5 protein-coding genes and 1 pseudogene are annotated in these 18,544 nt (G+C 40.2%); 1 reads left to right on the top strand and 5 read right to left on the bottom strand.

Annotated features, from left to right (window positions below; all coding sequences use genetic code 11):
• Positions 1-81 precede the first annotated feature (81 nt).
• From LC455_RS31805 to LC455_RS26935, 4 genes are all read right to left on the bottom strand, one after another.
• The gene (locus tag LC455_RS31805) at positions 82-7,626 is read right to left on the bottom strand and encodes a SpvB/TcaC N-terminal domain-containing protein (RefSeq protein WP_317851486.1); all 7,545 of its coding nucleotides are present in this window, start codon (positions 7,624-7,626) and stop codon (positions 82-84) included.
• 503 nt (positions 7,627-8,129) lie between these two features.
• Positions 8,130-12,203, bottom strand: a complete 4,074-nt coding sequence (locus LC455_RS26940) for a S8 family serine peptidase (protein WP_223595659.1) — start codon at positions 12,201-12,203, stop codon at positions 8,130-8,132.
• Between the two features lie 552 nt (positions 12,204-12,755).
• Positions 12,756-12,881: a hypothetical protein gene (locus tag LC455_RS31590; RefSeq protein ID WP_263297930.1), complete on the bottom strand. Its 126-nt coding sequence runs from the start codon at positions 12,879-12,881 to the stop codon at positions 12,756-12,758.
• A gap of 193 nt (positions 12,882-13,074) precedes the next feature.
• Positions 13,075-17,208, bottom strand: a complete 4,134-nt coding sequence (locus LC455_RS26935) for a S8 family serine peptidase (protein ID WP_223595657.1) — start codon at positions 17,206-17,208, stop codon at positions 13,075-13,077.
• A 306-nt stretch (positions 17,209-17,514) separates the two neighbouring features.
• Here LC455_RS26935 and LC455_RS26930 point away from each other — a divergent pair.
• Positions 17,515-17,660: pseudogene (locus tag LC455_RS26930) on the top strand (VOC family protein); the annotation flags it as partial.
• An 86-nt stretch (positions 17,661-17,746) separates the two neighbouring features.
• Here the strand turns inward: LC455_RS26930 and LC455_RS26925 are convergent.
• The gene (locus LC455_RS26925) at positions 17,747-18,541 is read right to left on the bottom strand and encodes an XdhC family protein (RefSeq protein ID WP_223595655.1); all 795 of its coding nucleotides are present in this window, start codon (positions 18,539-18,541) and stop codon (positions 17,747-17,749) included.
• Between the last annotated feature and the right edge of the window lie 3 nt (positions 18,542-18,544).

The following is an 18,544-nucleotide window of genomic DNA, read 5'->3' as shown; positions in this document are numbered from 1 at the left end:
TTAAAATTTTGACAACAGCCTTCGACCCAGCTGCAATAGTCCTACTTCTACAATTCTCTAAATCTATTTAGAATCTCAATGTTAAGGACTTCCAGCTAAATGACGCAAAGCAAGTGGTGGACATAAAATATCTACAGCTAAAGCCAATGCTGCTACTCCCCCAACGACAATAACAGTACCCCAGAATGCTCTATTTGAACTTGAAGTTGAGGATGTTGTTGTTGTTGTTGTTGTTGTTGACTCTCTTGTGACAATAGAATTTCTTGCATCATGCTCTTCAATCGGTCTTCCAGGTAAAACAGAGTCTCTTGCGTCCTGCTGCTGTATCGGCCTTCCAGGTACAACAGAGTCTCTTGCGTCAGGCTGCTGTATCGGCCTTCCAGGTAAAACAGAATCTCCTGTGTCCGGCTGCTGTATCGGCCTTCCAGGTACAACAGAGTCTCTTGCGTCAGGCTGCTGTACCGGCCTTCCAGGTAAAACAGTAGGTCCCGGTTCCACGGCAATACGTGCCGTTGGGGAGGATGGTTGAAGAACGTATCCACGCCCCGGAATATTCCTGAATCCTAACCGTTCTAAAGCCGCTCGAACGTCTTTTGCTGCCTGACTATCTCCCGTCTTAATAATTTCCCACATGCCTTTATTGATTTTGTTTTTCAGGCCCGTCGGCTTGTATTGATTTGGATTTTTAATACTGGAGACCGCTTCATTAAAGATCTCCCGGAGCTCCTTAACTTCCCCAAAGCGTCGTGTTAACAACGCTGAGGGATTATCATTAACAGACATCGGATCCCGAATTGGTAACGATGTGATTCGGGAATCGATACCTAAATATTTGGTGTTTCGATTTGTAATTGAATCCAAAAACTGTCTATTATTCACATCCAAAGCTCGCGTTCTTGCTTCTGAAGTAGATAATCCCTTTTCGCCTACAGGCAGGGGTTCATCAATATCCATTCTCAGTTCATATTCGTCCGATCTACCAGGTGTGCGGTGTTGTGAAAAGTTTCCGGCCTCCTCACCTTGTAATCCCGTCAAATCCCAATATCGGATTGGATTGCCATTCCCATATTCGTAAAGGCATGGACCATCTTTCAACCCTGCGGGATCAGCACTGCACCATCTTCCTAACCAAGGAAGATAATACCTCGCGCTATGATATTCTAATCCGCTTTCTTCATCCCGCTCCATCCCTGTATACCGATACCGCTTTGCGGCACATTGGATGGTTGAGTTTTTAGCCTGGTAGGCGGTAGTTCCGTACGGATGGTATTCTTCGTAGCTGATGACCTGTGCTGATTCATCCAGCTCCAGCGCAGCCGAACCAAGATGATTGTGCAGCAGATAGCGTACGGTTTGGTCGGAGGTAATAACATTAGGCTTAGTTTCCTTCTCAATCATGACAAAGCGATGCCCGTTGTCTATCAGACTCAAGGTAGTGTGTACCAATCCCGCTTCCGTACCGCTGTGCTGTTTGTAGAGCTCATATCCGGCGATATAGATACGCTCGTCTTTTTTGCTTGGAATATCACCTGCATCTGCCTGATTCTCAGTGATTTTTCTGATCCGCTGCCCTTTCCCGTCATATTGGTAGTAGGTAGTTTCCGGCATACCTCCGTCCGTTCTCCTCTGGCGGACGGTTCTTACAAGTTCTTCTTTAAAGTTCCACCCCATGTCTTGCAAATGGGGCATGGCGGTTATAAAGCCATGTCGCGGATGGTGCGAGTAGCTGTAAGTAGTTGCACCGATTACTGTGCTGGACAAACGATTATTCGAAGCCTGGTAGGTATAATCCCTTGTCCAGTTGTTTCCAGATGCTTGATGGCGCATTTTCAGGATATTGCCGATTGCGTCGTAGCTGTAACTTTGAGTGTAATTCCGCATTGCCATCGGATCACCGGGGTGTACTTGCCGCTTGAAGGGGGCGTCGTTCCAATTGTCTTTACTGTCAAAAGTCAAAAGTGTATTGTTTTCTCTGCCTGTTGCCTCCGCCAGACGATAAAGGGCATCGTAAGTATAGGTGGTGACCCCGGTAACTTTCTGATTGTCAAAGAACACAACAGGAATGTTTTTGTCTTCGATATGAGTAAGATTTCCTACAGGATCAAATGTGTAATTCCAATCCTGCAGCGGATCATTATTGCTGCGTTTGGTTTCAATCCTTCTCATCTGGAAAGTTTCCTTGTCATAATAAAATCTCTCAATTACATCGTTGCCATAAATAATTTCATTTCTTTGGCCTTTTTCGTTGTATTGAATGTCCTTAATATAAACAGAAGCAACAGTTGATCCCGAATGAGTGACGCTTGTGCCATTAAGCAGTCCCGCTTCGTTGTACGTCGAAGTGATAACGCTCCCATCCGGTGCAATTTGTTTCGTAATTCTTCCAAGTGCATCTTTCTCGGTAATAAAGGTAAAGCTTTCGGATTCAAGATCTGTTACTAAGTTAGTGTCTATCCAGTTGGTTACGGCTTTATAATTATTGAATAGCTTACGGGTAGTGGATTTTGGCTGCCCTTTAAAATCATATTCAGGCATTTCCACAACCCCTCCAGTATCATAATGCCTGATTACCTGTCCCCTAAGGTTATTTCGTTCGGGATCTGCCTCACCTTCTCCGTAAAAGATCCGCTCAAATATATGGTTAAGAGGTTGATCTCCATCACCGCCAATAACCTTACTGTGTGTCGGCCGATGCAGAATATCGTAAAAATATTGAAATTCGTGGTTCCGTTCATCCCAGGACCGCAGTGAGATACCCAAAATATTCTGCAGCAACCACCGCTTACCGGCATCTATGCTTTGCTGATACACCTTGTTGCCCAGCATATCGTATTTATACTGCATCACGACGTTTCCGCGTGCGTCAGTCAGCTTGCGCAGATTGCCTTCGATATCGAGTTCGACAATAGTCAGGTAAAATTCATCATCATTGGTTGTCAAATCTTTATTATGTTCAATCAACAAAACAGGTCTGCCGAGCGTATCTAAATGCAGAACATTCGGAGATCCGGCATGCCTAGCAGCTTTATCAGCCGCCGCTTTTTCCCGCTCCGGGTCCTTGCCTTCCGCAATGAGCTCCGCATCGATCAGGCGATTGATGCGTTTGGAATACCAAGTCGACTCCAATACCGTATCATTTTGGTCGTATACGGCTTGTTTCCATGAATCGAATTCCGTGCGAGACAAAGTACCGTCGGGCATTTTGGTCCTAATGAGCCTTCCTGGTGCATCGTAATACATAATGGGGGTAACCCCGATTTCCACCAATTCCTTCTGATCTTCGTAGCTGTGCGTGACCGAAAAGTATGGTTCGTATTGTTTGATGGCATTGCCTTTGTTGTTGAATACAGTCCTTCCGCTGCCGATCCATCTTAGCTGCTTCTGGCTCAGCTTGGAAGTATCAATATTGGAAACAGTGTAGGAATCGTCGGAGTGCACTACCACTTGCATTGCTGGCCCCGGTTCTGCCTGAGATTTCTTCATCACGACTTGTCCGAGGCCATTGGAATATTCAAAGCTGATCTGCACGGGCGAATCGTTGATTATCTTGAAATGCTCCTCCCTTGCAATGGAGGCGACAACCGCCGGTTTGCCCAAATTTCGGTATGCGAAGAAGTCATAAACGAATCTTGCCGTAGCATGGTTCAGTAATTCTTTTCCATTCGCAACCAACACGTCGGAAGCTGTCGAATGGAAGAAATCATGAACCAGTTCGTCTTCAGTTGGAGAAGTAAACTCATACAAGCCAAGAAGGTCGTCAGCTTCATTTCCTTTTCCGTATACCGCCATAGCTTTGACCAAGCCCAATTCATCCTCGATTACTTCAAAAATATTGTGATTCGGGTCTTTCATCCGTTGTGGTTTAAGCGTTCTGTAATTAAAAAGGTCCACCGTTGTTTTATTCCCTAAAGAGTCCTCGGTTTCTACGATGAATAGATAATTGGTATCGTATTTTAACTTTGTCTCGGCATCGTAAGCATCCGTATAGGAAACAGGAACATAAAAACGGTTTTGAGCGTCGGCTTCGTCCTCCCCAATGTCGATAAATTGGACGGTCCCCGTTCGGATCCACCAACAGTCACTGCCTTCAAGGCGTGTGAATTTGCCCTCCAGCATCAAGCTTTCGTCAACCTTTACGTCAAAAATATCGTTTATAAGAGCCGGCGTGTAGGCTAATTGATAGCTTTCATACGGAAGCGCCAATTCTGCCAGCCTATATAAAGGAAGGGCATCCTTGGCATTGCTGCTTCGATAGAGGGTGCGTGTATGTTCAATCAATCTTTTCTGAGAAGTATCTTGTACAGGTTGATGGTCCGTTAGATGGTAATCCACTTCAACCGCAGCCGCAAGAACATTCTCGAAATCATTCACGGAATAGAATTGCTTGCTTTTTGCAACATTCTTTAACTCGTAAGTCTTCACTTCTGCAGGTAGTCTTAGTCTGTATGAAGACGGAGTATCAATATCGTTGGTGAAGCTTCCATGCATATAGGTAATCAGTGTTTTGCTCTGAACTTCCTGTGTTTCGATGGGCAAGGAACGATCCGCTTTGATTCTCGGATAAACCACCGTGGCTGATTCTAACACATTCCCATATTCATCTAGTTTGATGTTAAGAGTATGTGTAATGCGTGGGTCCTCAGTGTTCCGCTCGTAGCTATAGTTGATGGCTTCTCGTTCTTTAACGACAAAAATGGCATGCTTGTTTTGCCCTTTTGGCTGAAGCAGTTCGATTATGCAATTATGCGTTGCTACGGAATAGGGTGTGAGTTGTTTTTTTATTTGGTCAGATTTCGCTCCTAGTATCGGGGAATCGAGAGCAAACGTTTCTGAACGCAAGCCCTGGCCTTTGCATGCACGCAAAGCCTCCCTCCATTCCTGAGCGTTGAGATGATCGATCAAGGCTGGTGACAATCCCGGTGCGGCAATGATCTGGGCATCGGGTAAATTAGCTTCATAGTTGGAAACATCATCAAAGCCCTGCCTTGCCATTTCCTCATACCAATATTCATGAGCAAACGGATTAAGAAGATTTTCCCTGCCGACGAAGGCTCCAGTATGAAACCATCTTTTTGTAACAACCGGTTCCTGATGCAGATTTTTGTCCACGATATTGCTCGCATCGCTCTTGGCCCATTGTTCAAAATCTTCGGTATCCATTTGTTCTGCCATGCCAAAACCCCTGAATTCTCTTTCGGCATGATCATAATAGCCGTGACGGTACCGATAGGAACTGACAAACCTGTAACCCGAAATTTTATCGATTGTTTCCGTTTTTGAAATACAGTGTACTGGAAAATGCAGCTTGGTAACCCACGGTCTGCCTGCGAGCTTGTCTTCGATGTAGAATTTAGTCGAGGGAGTATACTCCAGATGGACCTCTTTGCCAAGATTGTTTTTGTAGGAAATCATGATGTGGGGTTTTTTTCCGCCCATCAGGTCTATGTATTTCATTGGCGAATAGGCATCCTTGGCAAGAGTGCTTGACCAGACGATACAGGCAACGCCGTTGCCCAGCAAATCGTTGACCGTGATGTTGGAATCATGATGAATTTCCGGGAAGAGATCGATTTCAAATGGCGTCGGGTCGAACGCGTTTCCGCTTAAATTCATCCAACAGGTAAATTTGTTCTTTCCCAAATAAATCAAATCGGTGGTACCTGAGCCGTCAATATCGGACAAACGCAAGTACGATGGATTAAATGCATCAGGATGGTCAAAAACCGGAGCATGGTCCATCCACACTTTAGGGCCGAATCTTCCGTAACCGAGGTTTGGCCAATAGCAAACCTCCCCATTTCTTATTCTGACGATATCCGTCAAGCCATCGCCGGACATGTCCGCCAAAAAGACAGTTTGTTCCGGATCGGCGAAGACGAGATTAGGACCGGTTTCTTCATCAAAGGGCTTACACATTTTCTGAGAACTTTCAAATCCTTTTCTTCCCGCTGAATCATACCAGGTGAACACGTGATCTTCAGAAATCAAAATCTCCGGTTTTCCATCCCCATTAAGGTCAACCATCCGGACATTGGGATCCTCCATATTGATATTGGGCATGTTTTCAAAAGTCCGGAAAGCCTGCCACTGTTCAGTGTCACTCAATTCAAAAAATCCTTTTGGTACACTGTTCATAGTGACCAGTTGTTTGCTTCCATCCGCATCCAGATCCATTAATTGCAGCTGTGAACCTAGACCTGTAAAAGAAGGTTTCGGTGACACCAGCTTTGCCGGTCCAAACGTTCCGTCGCGCAAATTGTGTTTAAAAAACCAGCCTTCTCCCTGTTCGGTCAGAATGCCTGAAAGACCTTCGTTGAATAAGTCAACGAATTGATAGAGCGGATCCTCCAATCCCGCAGGTGCATGAATGAGAGCATCAGGTGATATGGCCTTGACATCTTTGTTCCAATCATGTTGCTGATAATCAAACTCCAAAGGAGGCATGTGTTTATGTGTGTATGTCCCGTCCGGTTTCTTGATGTATCCATTATCGGTGATGGAGGTTAAGAAGGTAAAATCCGCTTTGCTTGCGGAGTTGTATCCTAGGTTGAGGGATTTTACTAAAGCCGAACCGCCGGGAAGTTCAGCAAAATAATGAAACAGTAATACTCGTCTGCAAAGTCTTGTGGTCCTGATTTCAAAACCTGCCTTATATTCTGAAAAGGCATCGGTTCTAAAATCCCATTCCTTCACTTTTGTATAAGGGGGGTTACTGTCATATTCTCCGTAATCAAATACCGTTTGGAACAGGAAATCTGTTTCATTTGGATAGGCGTCATTTAGTTTTTTGTATGGTGTTTTGTTCCCGTAAAGCACCTTCTCTAAATACAGATTGGTGTATGTAATATTCCCGTTTTCCACGCGATTTCGATTGTGCAACAACGAAGTGTTACATCCTTTACCATCTTCTTTCTTATAAATAAAATGCGTGCAATTGCCCTTGTCATCGAAGACAAATTCAGGCAGCCATTCAAATATTTTATTAGCATCCTTTGGGTCGGAAATTCTTGAAGCGACACTCCATCCAAAAAGTGTCGTTACATTCTCTTTTGTAATGACACGCCATTTGATTTCTTGTGATGTTTTCCCCGACCACCTCTCAATTCTGGCAAATAGGCCTTCAATACGAGGTCTATAAAACCTAATCGTGAATAAGCCGTCTGGGGAATCTTTTTCCTTGATGATGTAATTCCCATCCATATCTATATGAAAACTGCCATCTTCCTTTTTGGTGAATTCCGGAACAAGGTCTTCAGCTTCTGAAAAAAGGAAAGTATCCGAATCCACATTATCAAGATATTGGGGTAGACCTTTTTCTGTTTTGCGTTTTATGTTCGGCAGGCTTAAAGTCCATCCCAAACCGAAAATACCATTTCCTCCGCCTGAATTATAAGTTAAATTTAAAGAAGGGGAAGCGCCGCCCCTCGTTTGAGAGAACGGAAGGGGGATGGAAAAGGTAGCAGTTCCATTTACCGCATTTACAGAAAACTTCTCATCAATTCCTTTAATGGCACCTCCGCCTTTTGGTAAAGAAATGGAAGGAACCTCAATGCCATTGGACTTTGTTTTACCTCCATCTGTTTTGAGAAATTGAGAGGACTTTGAGTTTTCATTTTCTTTTTTCATTTTTATCACCTCTTTCAATCATCAACATTTAGCGGGTTAAATTCATTATTGTTCAATTTTTTAAGAAATTCCGGATAACTCATACACTGCATTTCAATCACACCATAATTATGGTAACTTAGGAGAATTTTGTAAATTAAAATCTTTTTACAAAAAAAAGGTTTTTTCGAGTAATTTCAACATTTTTCACTACAAGGTAACTAGTAAATCTATTGAAGTTTCACTTGTACTTTTTAGATTGAATTTTTTTTGCAAAATTATTAAATAGATTAATATATAAAAAACGCCTTCAAAATTTATTTTGAAGGCGTTTTTAGCATATCTGTGAAATTTAATTTAGTTTTCTTGTTTCTTAATCTTGGGAAAGCGTGGATACATAGTATGATGAACCTACCAAACACTTTCCTCAGACACATATGTGAGGAAGCGAACCTCTATTATTATATATTAAAACTCCTTCTGTACCGAACATCTGATCTTTGACAAAAACAATTTGTAATAAATTACTTTAATGAACTAATAATTTCCTCCAGCGTTTTACCATTTGCGTTTTCTTTAGGTGTTTTAGCTGGTTTCACTGTTGGATTTTCAAGTTGATAGTTTTTCACGATATAATTCATATCTTTCATATCTACGATTCCGTCGAAGTTGATGTCCGCGCTGCGATCGGATGTATTCCAATTGGTTTTTAAATAAACTGCGTCATCAATATCAATCAAGCTGTCTTTATTGACATCGCCGGCTTTGGCTGATTTAAAAGAAAGCAATCGCTGTTCCCCAATTCCACCTTCACGGCCGATTGTGAATGATTTCTCGATTGTAAAATGACCTGGTACATCAAACTGTAATGTTAATTTTTTACGATCAGAAGGCAATCCGTTCACTGTAAACTTAGCATCGGCAGTTACTTTCCCTTCATACGTGTTGCCCAGCTCGTCCTTTACGGTTACTTTCGCACCTAATGCAAGATAGTTGACATACATAGTGAGTAGTTGCCCATATCCATCTCTATAATAGATTCCTTCCCCATTCATATCTCCATTTATCTGGGAATATTTTGGCCATACTTTTACAGACGGATGAGCTGAAACTGCAGTTGTATTTGTGCCGTTCTCAGCTGTATAAATTGCATTTGTTACTGACATATTAACGTAAGTATCGATGAACTTATCTTCTTTGACTTTTGCTTTTACTTGTAATAAAGGAAGTGTTGCAGATGCTGGGATGGTACCTGAAAGTGTCTTAAGTGAGACTGATAGACCACTGCTAGTTTCTGTCGTTACCAATGTAACCTTATCTTTCAGCTCTTCTGGAACTTCAACTGATTCGATCGCAAGATAATCTTTGTTGAACTGATAGTTCCATTTCGCTTCCTTCCAGCTTGTGCTGTTGTTTGCTTTGGATGTAAAAGTGATTACATCGCCGGTTTTAACTTGTTTTTTATCAGGAATGGTGGAAATATAGTTCATTCCTTTTTTAACAAAAATGAATTCCTTCTGTATAGAAGAAAGACCAGCTCTGTCTTGAGTGTAAAAACTGATAGGCAGAACTTGTTGGTAGTTTTGTAAGGTAGTAGTATAATTGAAGTTCCCCATTTGATCTACCGTATGCGTCATTGGATAAGGTGTGGTGCCAGTTTTATAATTAAGACGGTTATTGCCCTGTTTTACATCTAATCCGAGAGCCACTGCATCTTCAATTTGTTTATCATATACTTTACCCTTGATTTGAATCGTTGGTGAAGCAGGGTCGATTTCAATTATTCCATCTTGCATTTCTGTTTCGATAGCTGGCATCTCATTATCAATGACAAACGGTTTTTCGATAATCGTTTCTTTTCCTTGATAATCTGTAAAGACAAATTTTAGATTATAGGAACCCGGTTCTGCCATTTGTGTATCATAGGAAATTGGGTTCTTTTTATCATCGGTAAACGGATAATAATTTCCATTAAAAGCAAAGCTTGTTGTCGTATTCTCGCTGATCCAAGCCCCATCAAAATTTCCGATAAATCCAAGCTCTTCACCTGATTTTGCATCTGTTAAAAACATATCAATCGATTTCATATGAGAATTTAACGAAAAATTCCCTCCTAGAACATTAGTACCTCCACTTCCCTGGATAGTCGTCAAAGTGTTTGCGATATTGATAGATTTTACACCTTCAGTTACTTTCCGAATTGCAAATGGAATTTGATAGGTATCATCTGCGTTATCTTTATTTGTAAAAGTAACATATCCTTCATAACCGCCGTTTTTCGCAGTGGATGGAACTTTGATTTCCGCAGAAACGGTTTCTTTTCCTCCTGCCTTCAATGTCACAGAAGGAGCTGTTTCCAATACTACACCGTTTTGAACGGCATCATTAGACATTCTTGTTGTCTGGTAGCTTACTTTCACTTCATAAGTCTGTTCTTGACTGCTGTTATTTTGTATCTCAATTTCTTTATTTGCAGTAATATCATTCTCACTCGCAAAATACGTTCCAAAGCTCAATGCGCCTGTAATTTCTTTCATCTTTCTTTCCTTATCGTTTACATTTAAGGTGAAAGTGTCATCATGTACCTCGAAGGAAGAAACAGCATGAACAGCTTCGTATGCATCAACCCGTCCTGCTCCAACTTCATACACGCTGTAAGTATAACTGCCTTTAACCGTATCTGCTGTATTCATTAAAGTACTTTTTACGTCCTCAGGAGAAAGCTTTGGATTGGCTTGTAGCATTAAGGCTGCTATACCTACAACGTGTGGCGTAGCCATAGAAGTTCCAGAGAACTTATCGTAAGCATATTTATAATTTCCTAAATAATTTTTTCCGCGATAATGATCTGATACAGTGGACATAATCGTACCGCCTGGTGCCATAACCTCCGGCTTGATATCGTACGTATTTAAAACTGGCCCGCGAGAGCTGAAGGAAGATATCGTATCATCATAAGCCATATATTTTTCATTTATTTCATTGAAAGTAAAGAAAGCTGGCCCTGTTTTTAAGGCTTCTTTCACTTCTTTTCCTTGCGCGCCTGACATGATTTGAGCCGGAATATAGCCAGGTATCTCTGTGAGTCTGTCGGTAATATATCCAGAGCCCAACTTATCAAAGATGAAGATAGCTTTAGCGCCGTTTTCTTTTGCATTGGCAACCATCTGGCTAACTGTTAAGCCTCCTCCTGTTGATATAAGGGCAATTTTGTCTTTGACATTTATTTTAGCGAAATCATCCATTGTTCCGAAATTTGCATCAACCACCTCAATGGTTTGACCTTTAAGCAGTCTGGATTCAATTCCAAATCCGGTTGTACAATAACGAATTTCAGCTGCAATTTGTTTATTTGTTGTATTAAATGTCCCAAAAAATCCAGGGAGAGCTACTTCCGTATTAGTTGATCCTACTGTAATCGCCAATGGAGAAGCAGCTGGAGAACCTACTGTATACATGGCTCCTCCACTATTTCCTGCCGCTAATATAGCATTCACACCTGATATAACTGCATTATTGACAGCAACAGAAATTGGAGATAAAGGACTATTATAAGTATTTCCGAGAGACATATTGATGATATCCATTTTATCTTTTACAGCCTGTTCAACACCTGCAATAATATTCTCTTCGGTTCCTGATGCATAGGGACCCAACACACGATACACATGTAAATCAGCATCTGGTGCTACGCCCAATTTCGAGTACATCGCATCATTTTTCTGCTGACCAGCAATGATTCCAGACACATGCGTTCCATGATCCGTGTAATAAGCGCGACCACCATTTTCAGGCTTCCCTGCATTTATCCAATCCTCATAAGTCGTTTCCATTGGGTCATTATCATCATCAACAAAATCATATCCACCTTTAAAAGCATCCTTTAAATCAGGGTGATTATAATCTATACCTGTATCCAATACCCCGATTTTAACTCCTTTCCCTGTAATTCCTTCTTTATGTAGTTTATCGATACCCATAAGTTCTTGGGGATCCTTACCCGTGTACGCCGATGTTCCTTCTGATGCGATCTCGGTTGTACTATCCAACTGAATTGTTTGGTTCTCCCAAACACTTTTTACTGCTTTTGATTTTAATAATTTCTTTACTTCGTTTGCAGGAAGAGTCATAGAAACTCCGTTATATACTTGCGTATACGATCTAGTTATTTTCCCTTTAATCTTTAAAGCTTCTAAGTCTTGCTTGAAGGTAGTATGGTCTTCTACTACAGATTTCTCTGCGTCCTCTAGACTAAGCTCTCTACCATTATATTTTTCTATTTGAACAGCCGTTTTTGCAGGCCTATTTTTAAACTCTATAATGACAGAAATCTCTTGGTCGCTTGTTAAGTCAGTCGTGGAGGACAATTGAAGTCCCGTTGTTTCAGTGTTCGTTAAATCTTGAATCGCTCTACGTTGTTCAGGTGTCAATTGTTTTAATACTTGATCTATTTTGGTTTGGTTAGCTGTATATTGTGCTTGCTGTGAACCTGTTGAAGGTTCACTAGTTTCTGCAAAAGCTGTAAATGAAGATAAAATTATTGAGGTTACAGCTGCAGTGGTCATCACCTTTAAAGCCTTTAATTTACTCTTTGTCATTAACTCAGCTCCTTTTATTGAAAATATATACAATTCAAATTGTACATGCAGGCAGTGGAAAGTAAATTGGGGGATTCGCCTATGGTCCATTAGGCCTATTTTGATAAATGAAGATGAAAAATCAGTTATTTCAATAGAGTTTTCAGTTGTTTTCTAGGGAAATTCCTGTAATTTTGTCGAAATTTTTAAAAATCAAAAAAATAAAATTGGGGGAAATAAACTTTATAAATCCTTCAATAAAACACTTTAATAAATATATTTGAAGAAAATAAGTCATATAGACTAGAGGGAACACAAAAAAGACCACATGATTGTGGCCAATATGATAAATTTGATCTTTATTTTGCATTTTCTTTGTCGCTGAACCGGAAAATTATTAAATAATAATTACAATTAGTGACAGAAAGCTATGTGAATTGAATCACAACCGCCCCCTGTAGGCCTATTATACTTTTTCTGGATAATATCGAGAATATCGAGTTTCCGAATGACACGTTAAGTTTTACTTCACACAATCCAGCAAAATGAAAAAACCTCAATCCTTTTAACCATCTAATCTTGTTTTTTTAAGGTTTTACCACTGTCATATATCGTGGTTTTGCGGAGATATGCACCGTTAAATCCATTTCCAATTCCATCTATTGTTCTGATTAAAGCCTGAAATAAATCTTTTCCCATCTCCACAACTCCCTGTTCAATCCTTTCCCCCTATCTTTTGGGTTGAATGAAGATAAAGTGTTTGGGGGAAATTTCATGTTTACGTGTAGGAAATGGAAAATGCAGAGTGATAAATTACTAAAAAAAGAGGAATTCTTATTAATAAGAATTCCCTCTCTTTCAAATTGTTTATACGCCCATTGTTCCCCACAAGCTAAGCTGAAATTTGCAATTCTCTTAAAATATCCTGCAGGGTCTTTTCATCAACTTGTTGCATAGGTGCCGGTGAATTATCAACATCACTGTTTTGTTTTAGATAGTTATCTATAACAAACTGTATATCCTTGGCATCAACAATTCCGTCGAAGTTAATATCCGCCGCTCTGTTATTTGTATTCCAAGCCTTTTGGATTGCTATCGCATCCTGGACATCGATCACATTATCTTGATTCACATCTCCAGGAACAGCAAACTCATAAAAGTTTCCAGCCATACCAGTATAGTATAGACGAAGCTGTCCCAACATGCTTCCATTCTTCTCGACCCCAAGTTGAATTTGTTTTTGCATCATAAAATGTCCAGGCAATTTCATTTCCCAAGTAAATGGTTTATCCGTAATCGGTAATTTGGAAATACGGTAATCTCCAACTCTAGCAATTGACGATGTTCCATCATATACAGTACCATTCGCATCGATTACTCGAATAGTTGCACCAAGTTTTGTATAATCTTTTAATAGTACTGCAGCTCCTCTTATTGAACCAGTTAATTCTGAAAAGGTTGACTGGAGTTGCCATTCCATTCCCGCAGAAGAAATAGTTATACGATTCCCTAGGTCAGTCGTGTACACAACTGTTGGATTTACAGCTGCGCTTACTGCAAATGCTGCATCCTTCACTTTCAATGTCAAATCGATAGCAGAAATATTTCCGCTCACTGTTTTCGATCCATCCATAGTCAGCTTCACTTTTGAAGTGTTGCCAGTCGTTTCAACATTCACCACGGATGTACCGTAATTCGCAAGTGCCTCATTCGCCTTTGCATCGACAATCTCAAAGTTTTGGCCGATGTTAGAAAGAGTCCATTCTGACGTTTTTAACTTATCTACGTTATTTAAAACGAGAGTAGCGGATACTGTTTCTCCCATTTTTACGTCTGTTTTATCAGTCGTCAAATATCCATAAGGAGTACCCAATTTAACGAAGTAGAAATTTTTCTTTGGAGTCTGATTTTTCCCTCCGTCATTTCCATTTACTGTAAATCGATTCCATGCGATGGTTTCAGTTATCGGTACATCAAAATTAATTGTGCCATCTGTCCCGACTGGAAGGGCAGGCTTAGTGCTACCGTTAATAGCATAAGTGACGGAGTTGATAGACTGATTTACATTGATTCCGGATGCCACCATCTTTTCTACTTCTTCATCTATAACCTTCACTTGAAGCGGAAACGTTTTTTGTCCCGGCAGATACTCGTAGACAGGAGATTCATTTCCATCTAAAGATGTTGTCATCGTTGGTCTGTTAGGGTCAACATAAACGTCATTATAAGTTGTAAAAATATGATCACGTTCACTTGTACCAATAACTTTAATTTGGTAATATCCAGGTTTTACATAACTTTGTTGAGTGGAGATTGGCTTTTCTGGGTTTCCAGTAAACGCATTGTATTTACCTTCAAATATCCTTTCAACATAATAATTTGTACTATCATAAAAACCATCAGTATAAACCGTCTCTATTAATCCAAGATCCTTTCCGGTTTTTCCATCTACCAAAACGACATCCAGCCATTTCATAGGAGATTTTAATCTGAAAGTCAGTCTTTGATTCCAAGTACTAGCACTAAATGGAAGCACTTGTAAATGGTAAGGTGAAAGGACATTTGTAGAAAGGGAAGTGGATTCTATTCCTTCTTCCATCGTTCGAACGCTAAACGGAATCCGATATTGTTCGTTTTTGTCGATTTGATTTGTGATGGTAATATAACCTTCATAAATGCCGGCTTTTGCAGTCGCTGGTATAGTTATGGAAACAGGCACTTTTTTTGTTTTTAATGATTGAACCGGAATAACCTTTGGAATATCTAATGTCACATTATTATAACTAGCATCTAATGATCCATTGGCATCTGTTTGAAATTGAACATCCACATCAAACTTTTTAATTTTATCTTCAAGGTTTGTCATTTTTACAGACTTATTAATAAATGTTTCTTCGTTTGCATAATGATTACCGAAACTAAGTCCACCTGTCTCTTCTTTTATTACAAAGTTTTCTTCATTGACGCGAACTGGGGTTTCATCTTGAACTTGGAGCTCCATCCCTGTGTGGACGGCACGATAGGCATCTACACGACCTGCTCCCACGTCAAATACACTATTCTTTCCTGCTAATGGTTTAGCTGTATTCATCAAAATCGTTTTAATATCACTTGGCTGAAGATTAGGCTTTACCTGTAGTAACAAAGCTGAAATTCCAGCTACATGAGGAGTAGCCATTGATGTACCGGACATGCGGTTATAAGCGAATTGGTAATTAGACTGATCATTTTTATAAATGGTGTAAGCAGGGACGCTTGATAGGACACTCACTCCTGGCGCTGTGATTTCCGGTTTTATATCATAATTAGTTCGTGTAGGTCCGCGAGAACTAAACCAAGCCAACTCGTCTCCTCCTGTATTTTCTTCTTTATAATTTTTAAAAGTCAATTTGTTATTGCCAGCAGCAAGTTGAGCTTTAAAGTCCACACCTTGTTCATAAGTCATTGTAAAAGTAGGAATAAAATTTTGGTCTTCTCTTACAAAGCTTGTAGGAGCTGCACCTGGTGTATTATTGTACGTTAATACAGCAAGCGCTCCATGTTCTTTTGCATAGATAACTTTTGTTTGCGTTCCAATACCACCCGTATTGACTAAGACTATTTTTCCATTAACATCTTTATTCGTGTAATCTGCTGCTGTTCCTACACCTAAATCAACAATTTCTATAGTCTGTTTTTCAAATGATTTTAGATTTGATGTAAAATTTGAATAGAGATTGCTTAAATCGTAAGTTTTGTTTAATACACCATCTAGTTCTCCTGTATATTTTGCAACCGGAATAGGAGTACTGCTTGCCCCCACTGTCAATGCCAATGCAGCTGCTCCGGGAGATCCAACTGTATACGAATAAGGTCCACTATTACCTGCAGCAACAACTGCTGTCACACCATTAAGAACAGCATAGTTGATGGCAGTACTCGTAGGGAATTGCGGATCATTTATATTGGCCCCTAACGAAAGATTAATTACATCCATCCCATCCTTAACTGATTTTTCAATTGCAGCTAAGATATCATCTAGCTCGCCTGTTCCATATGGTCCTAAAGCACGATATCCGTATAATTCCGCATCAGGAGCAATTCCCGCTACAGCTACACCGCTCGTATTTTTTGCTCGCCCTGCAATCGTACCTGAAACATGGGTACCATGACTCGTATAATAGGATGATCCACCTTCGTTAGTCTCTGGCTTCCCAGACTTTTTCCAATCATCGTATGACGTTTCCATTGGATCTGAATCGTTATCCACGAAATCATATCCACCCTTAAAAGCAGCTTTTAAATCAGGATGATGATAATCGACACCTGTGTCAATGACTCCGACCTTCACACCTTTTCCTGTAATACCTTCTTTATGTAACTTGTCCACACCTAGAAATGGAATACTCTCTATTCTTTTAGTAGATTCTACTTCTTCATTAGATTCTGATTTAATCGGCGGTTCGATAGTAAATGTAACACTTTTATAAACCGCTTTTACAGCATCCGCTTGAAGAAGAGTCTCTACTTCGTTCGCAGGTAGTTTCATAGAAACACCGTTGTAGGTTGTTTTATATGAACGTGTTATTTCATAAGACTTTTTTCCAGCCTTTTCTAGATTGGATGGAAAAATTTTCTTTAAATCAGCATCAAATGTAGCGTGCTCATGGTCAACCTTGTTCTTCGCTTGTTCTGCTGTCAAGTTCTTGCCTTTAATAGCAGCATCAAGTACTGCAACTTTCTCAGGTTTAGATTTAAACTCGACAATTACAGAGATCTCATTATCGCTCTTTAATTCTTCTTCATCAAATCCTTGTAGTCCATTTCTTTCCGTGACTTGAAGTTTTGTCAATGCGTCCCGCTGCTCTTTAGTCAGAGAAGCCAAGATTTGTTCAGCCTTTGTACTATATACTGTTCCGCTTTTAGGTAATATCGTCTCCGCACGTACTTTAGATGGGAAACTAAGATACATATTAGATAGACTGCTAGAAATTAAACCTACCCCCAATGTAAGGGTCATCGCTTTTTTTATAAACTTCTTTTTCATTCTCTCTTACATCTCCCCAATTAATATATTTTTCTGACAATAGTTCTCTTTCTACAAATGTACAAGCATCTTTTAAAAGAGTAAATTGGGGGATTATACATGAAACTATAAACTTATATTTATAGTATTTATTGTTTATAAATGTTATAAAACCTCGATTAATAAAGAATTTTCGGGTATTTTTAGAAAAAAACGTTATAAATTTTGTCGAATTTATCATTGTGATTGGGGGAAAAATGGAGGGTCTTCATAATATCAAAAAATAATCTAAATTAATAGAATTTAAATAGTAAAATAATACACTACGCGAGAGAAATCTTCACCGCTTTGAAAGACGGAGGACAAGTTATCATGCCTCTTCATAAGACGGATTGGAGTCCCTTGTACGGGCAAATTAGAGATAAGTTTGGAGTTATCTCCAAGTGAATGTTCCGGGGGAGCAGCCGCAGTAATAACACAATGACTTTCCTACCACAACACAAAACAAGCCTCCTGTTGGCGATTGGACAAGAGGCTTAATTAGATGCATTTGTTCTACTTAGCTATTTAACTGTTTCACTTTCAAAGGCTTTTTCCCCTTGCTCACCTGGATGATTTCCCCGATAATACTGATAGCAATTTCTGCTGTTGTTTCTGCGCCCATTTCCAATCCGATTGGGGAATGGACTCTATCCAGCTGTTCCTCGTTAACCCCTTTGCTTTTTAATTTATTGAAAATGTGTATGACCTTGCGTTTACTGGCGACCATTCCCACATAAGCAATTGGAAATTGCAGTGCCGTTTTCAAGACAATATCATCACCATCTTTGGTCACAATCACTACATATGACTTTTCATTGAGATTAGCTGCAAGCAATGCCTTCTCTATATCTTTGTCAACAAAAAGGTTTGTCGCATTTGGAAAGCGCTCCTTCGTACAAAAATCAACGCGGTCATCGATAATGCAATAAGGTAATTCGAGGAAATCAGCGAGCTTTGCCAAGGCATGGCCTAAATGACCGGCCCCACACAGAACGAGTTCAGGCCTGCTTGTATAGACTTCAATAAAGACCCGTAACGTTCCCCCGCAACTCATTTGAATTCCGTCTTTTGCATGTCGATTCAATTTGTATTCAACGATTTTCGATTGGCCATTTTGGATGGCCTTTACACTTTCTTGGATGATATAGTGTTCAGCCAAGCCCCCTCCGACTGTTCCTTCAATCGTACCATCCCGATATACAATCATTTTACCAACATGCCTGGGAGTCGAGCCCTTGGATTCAATTATCATAGCTAAAGCAAAGGTTTCGTTTTGACGAGTCAGCAAAGCCACTTTTTCCATTAGTAGCATGAA

The organism is Neobacillus bataviensis, from assembly GCF_019969725.1.
This window is presented reverse-complemented; position numbering and strand designations above follow the sequence as displayed.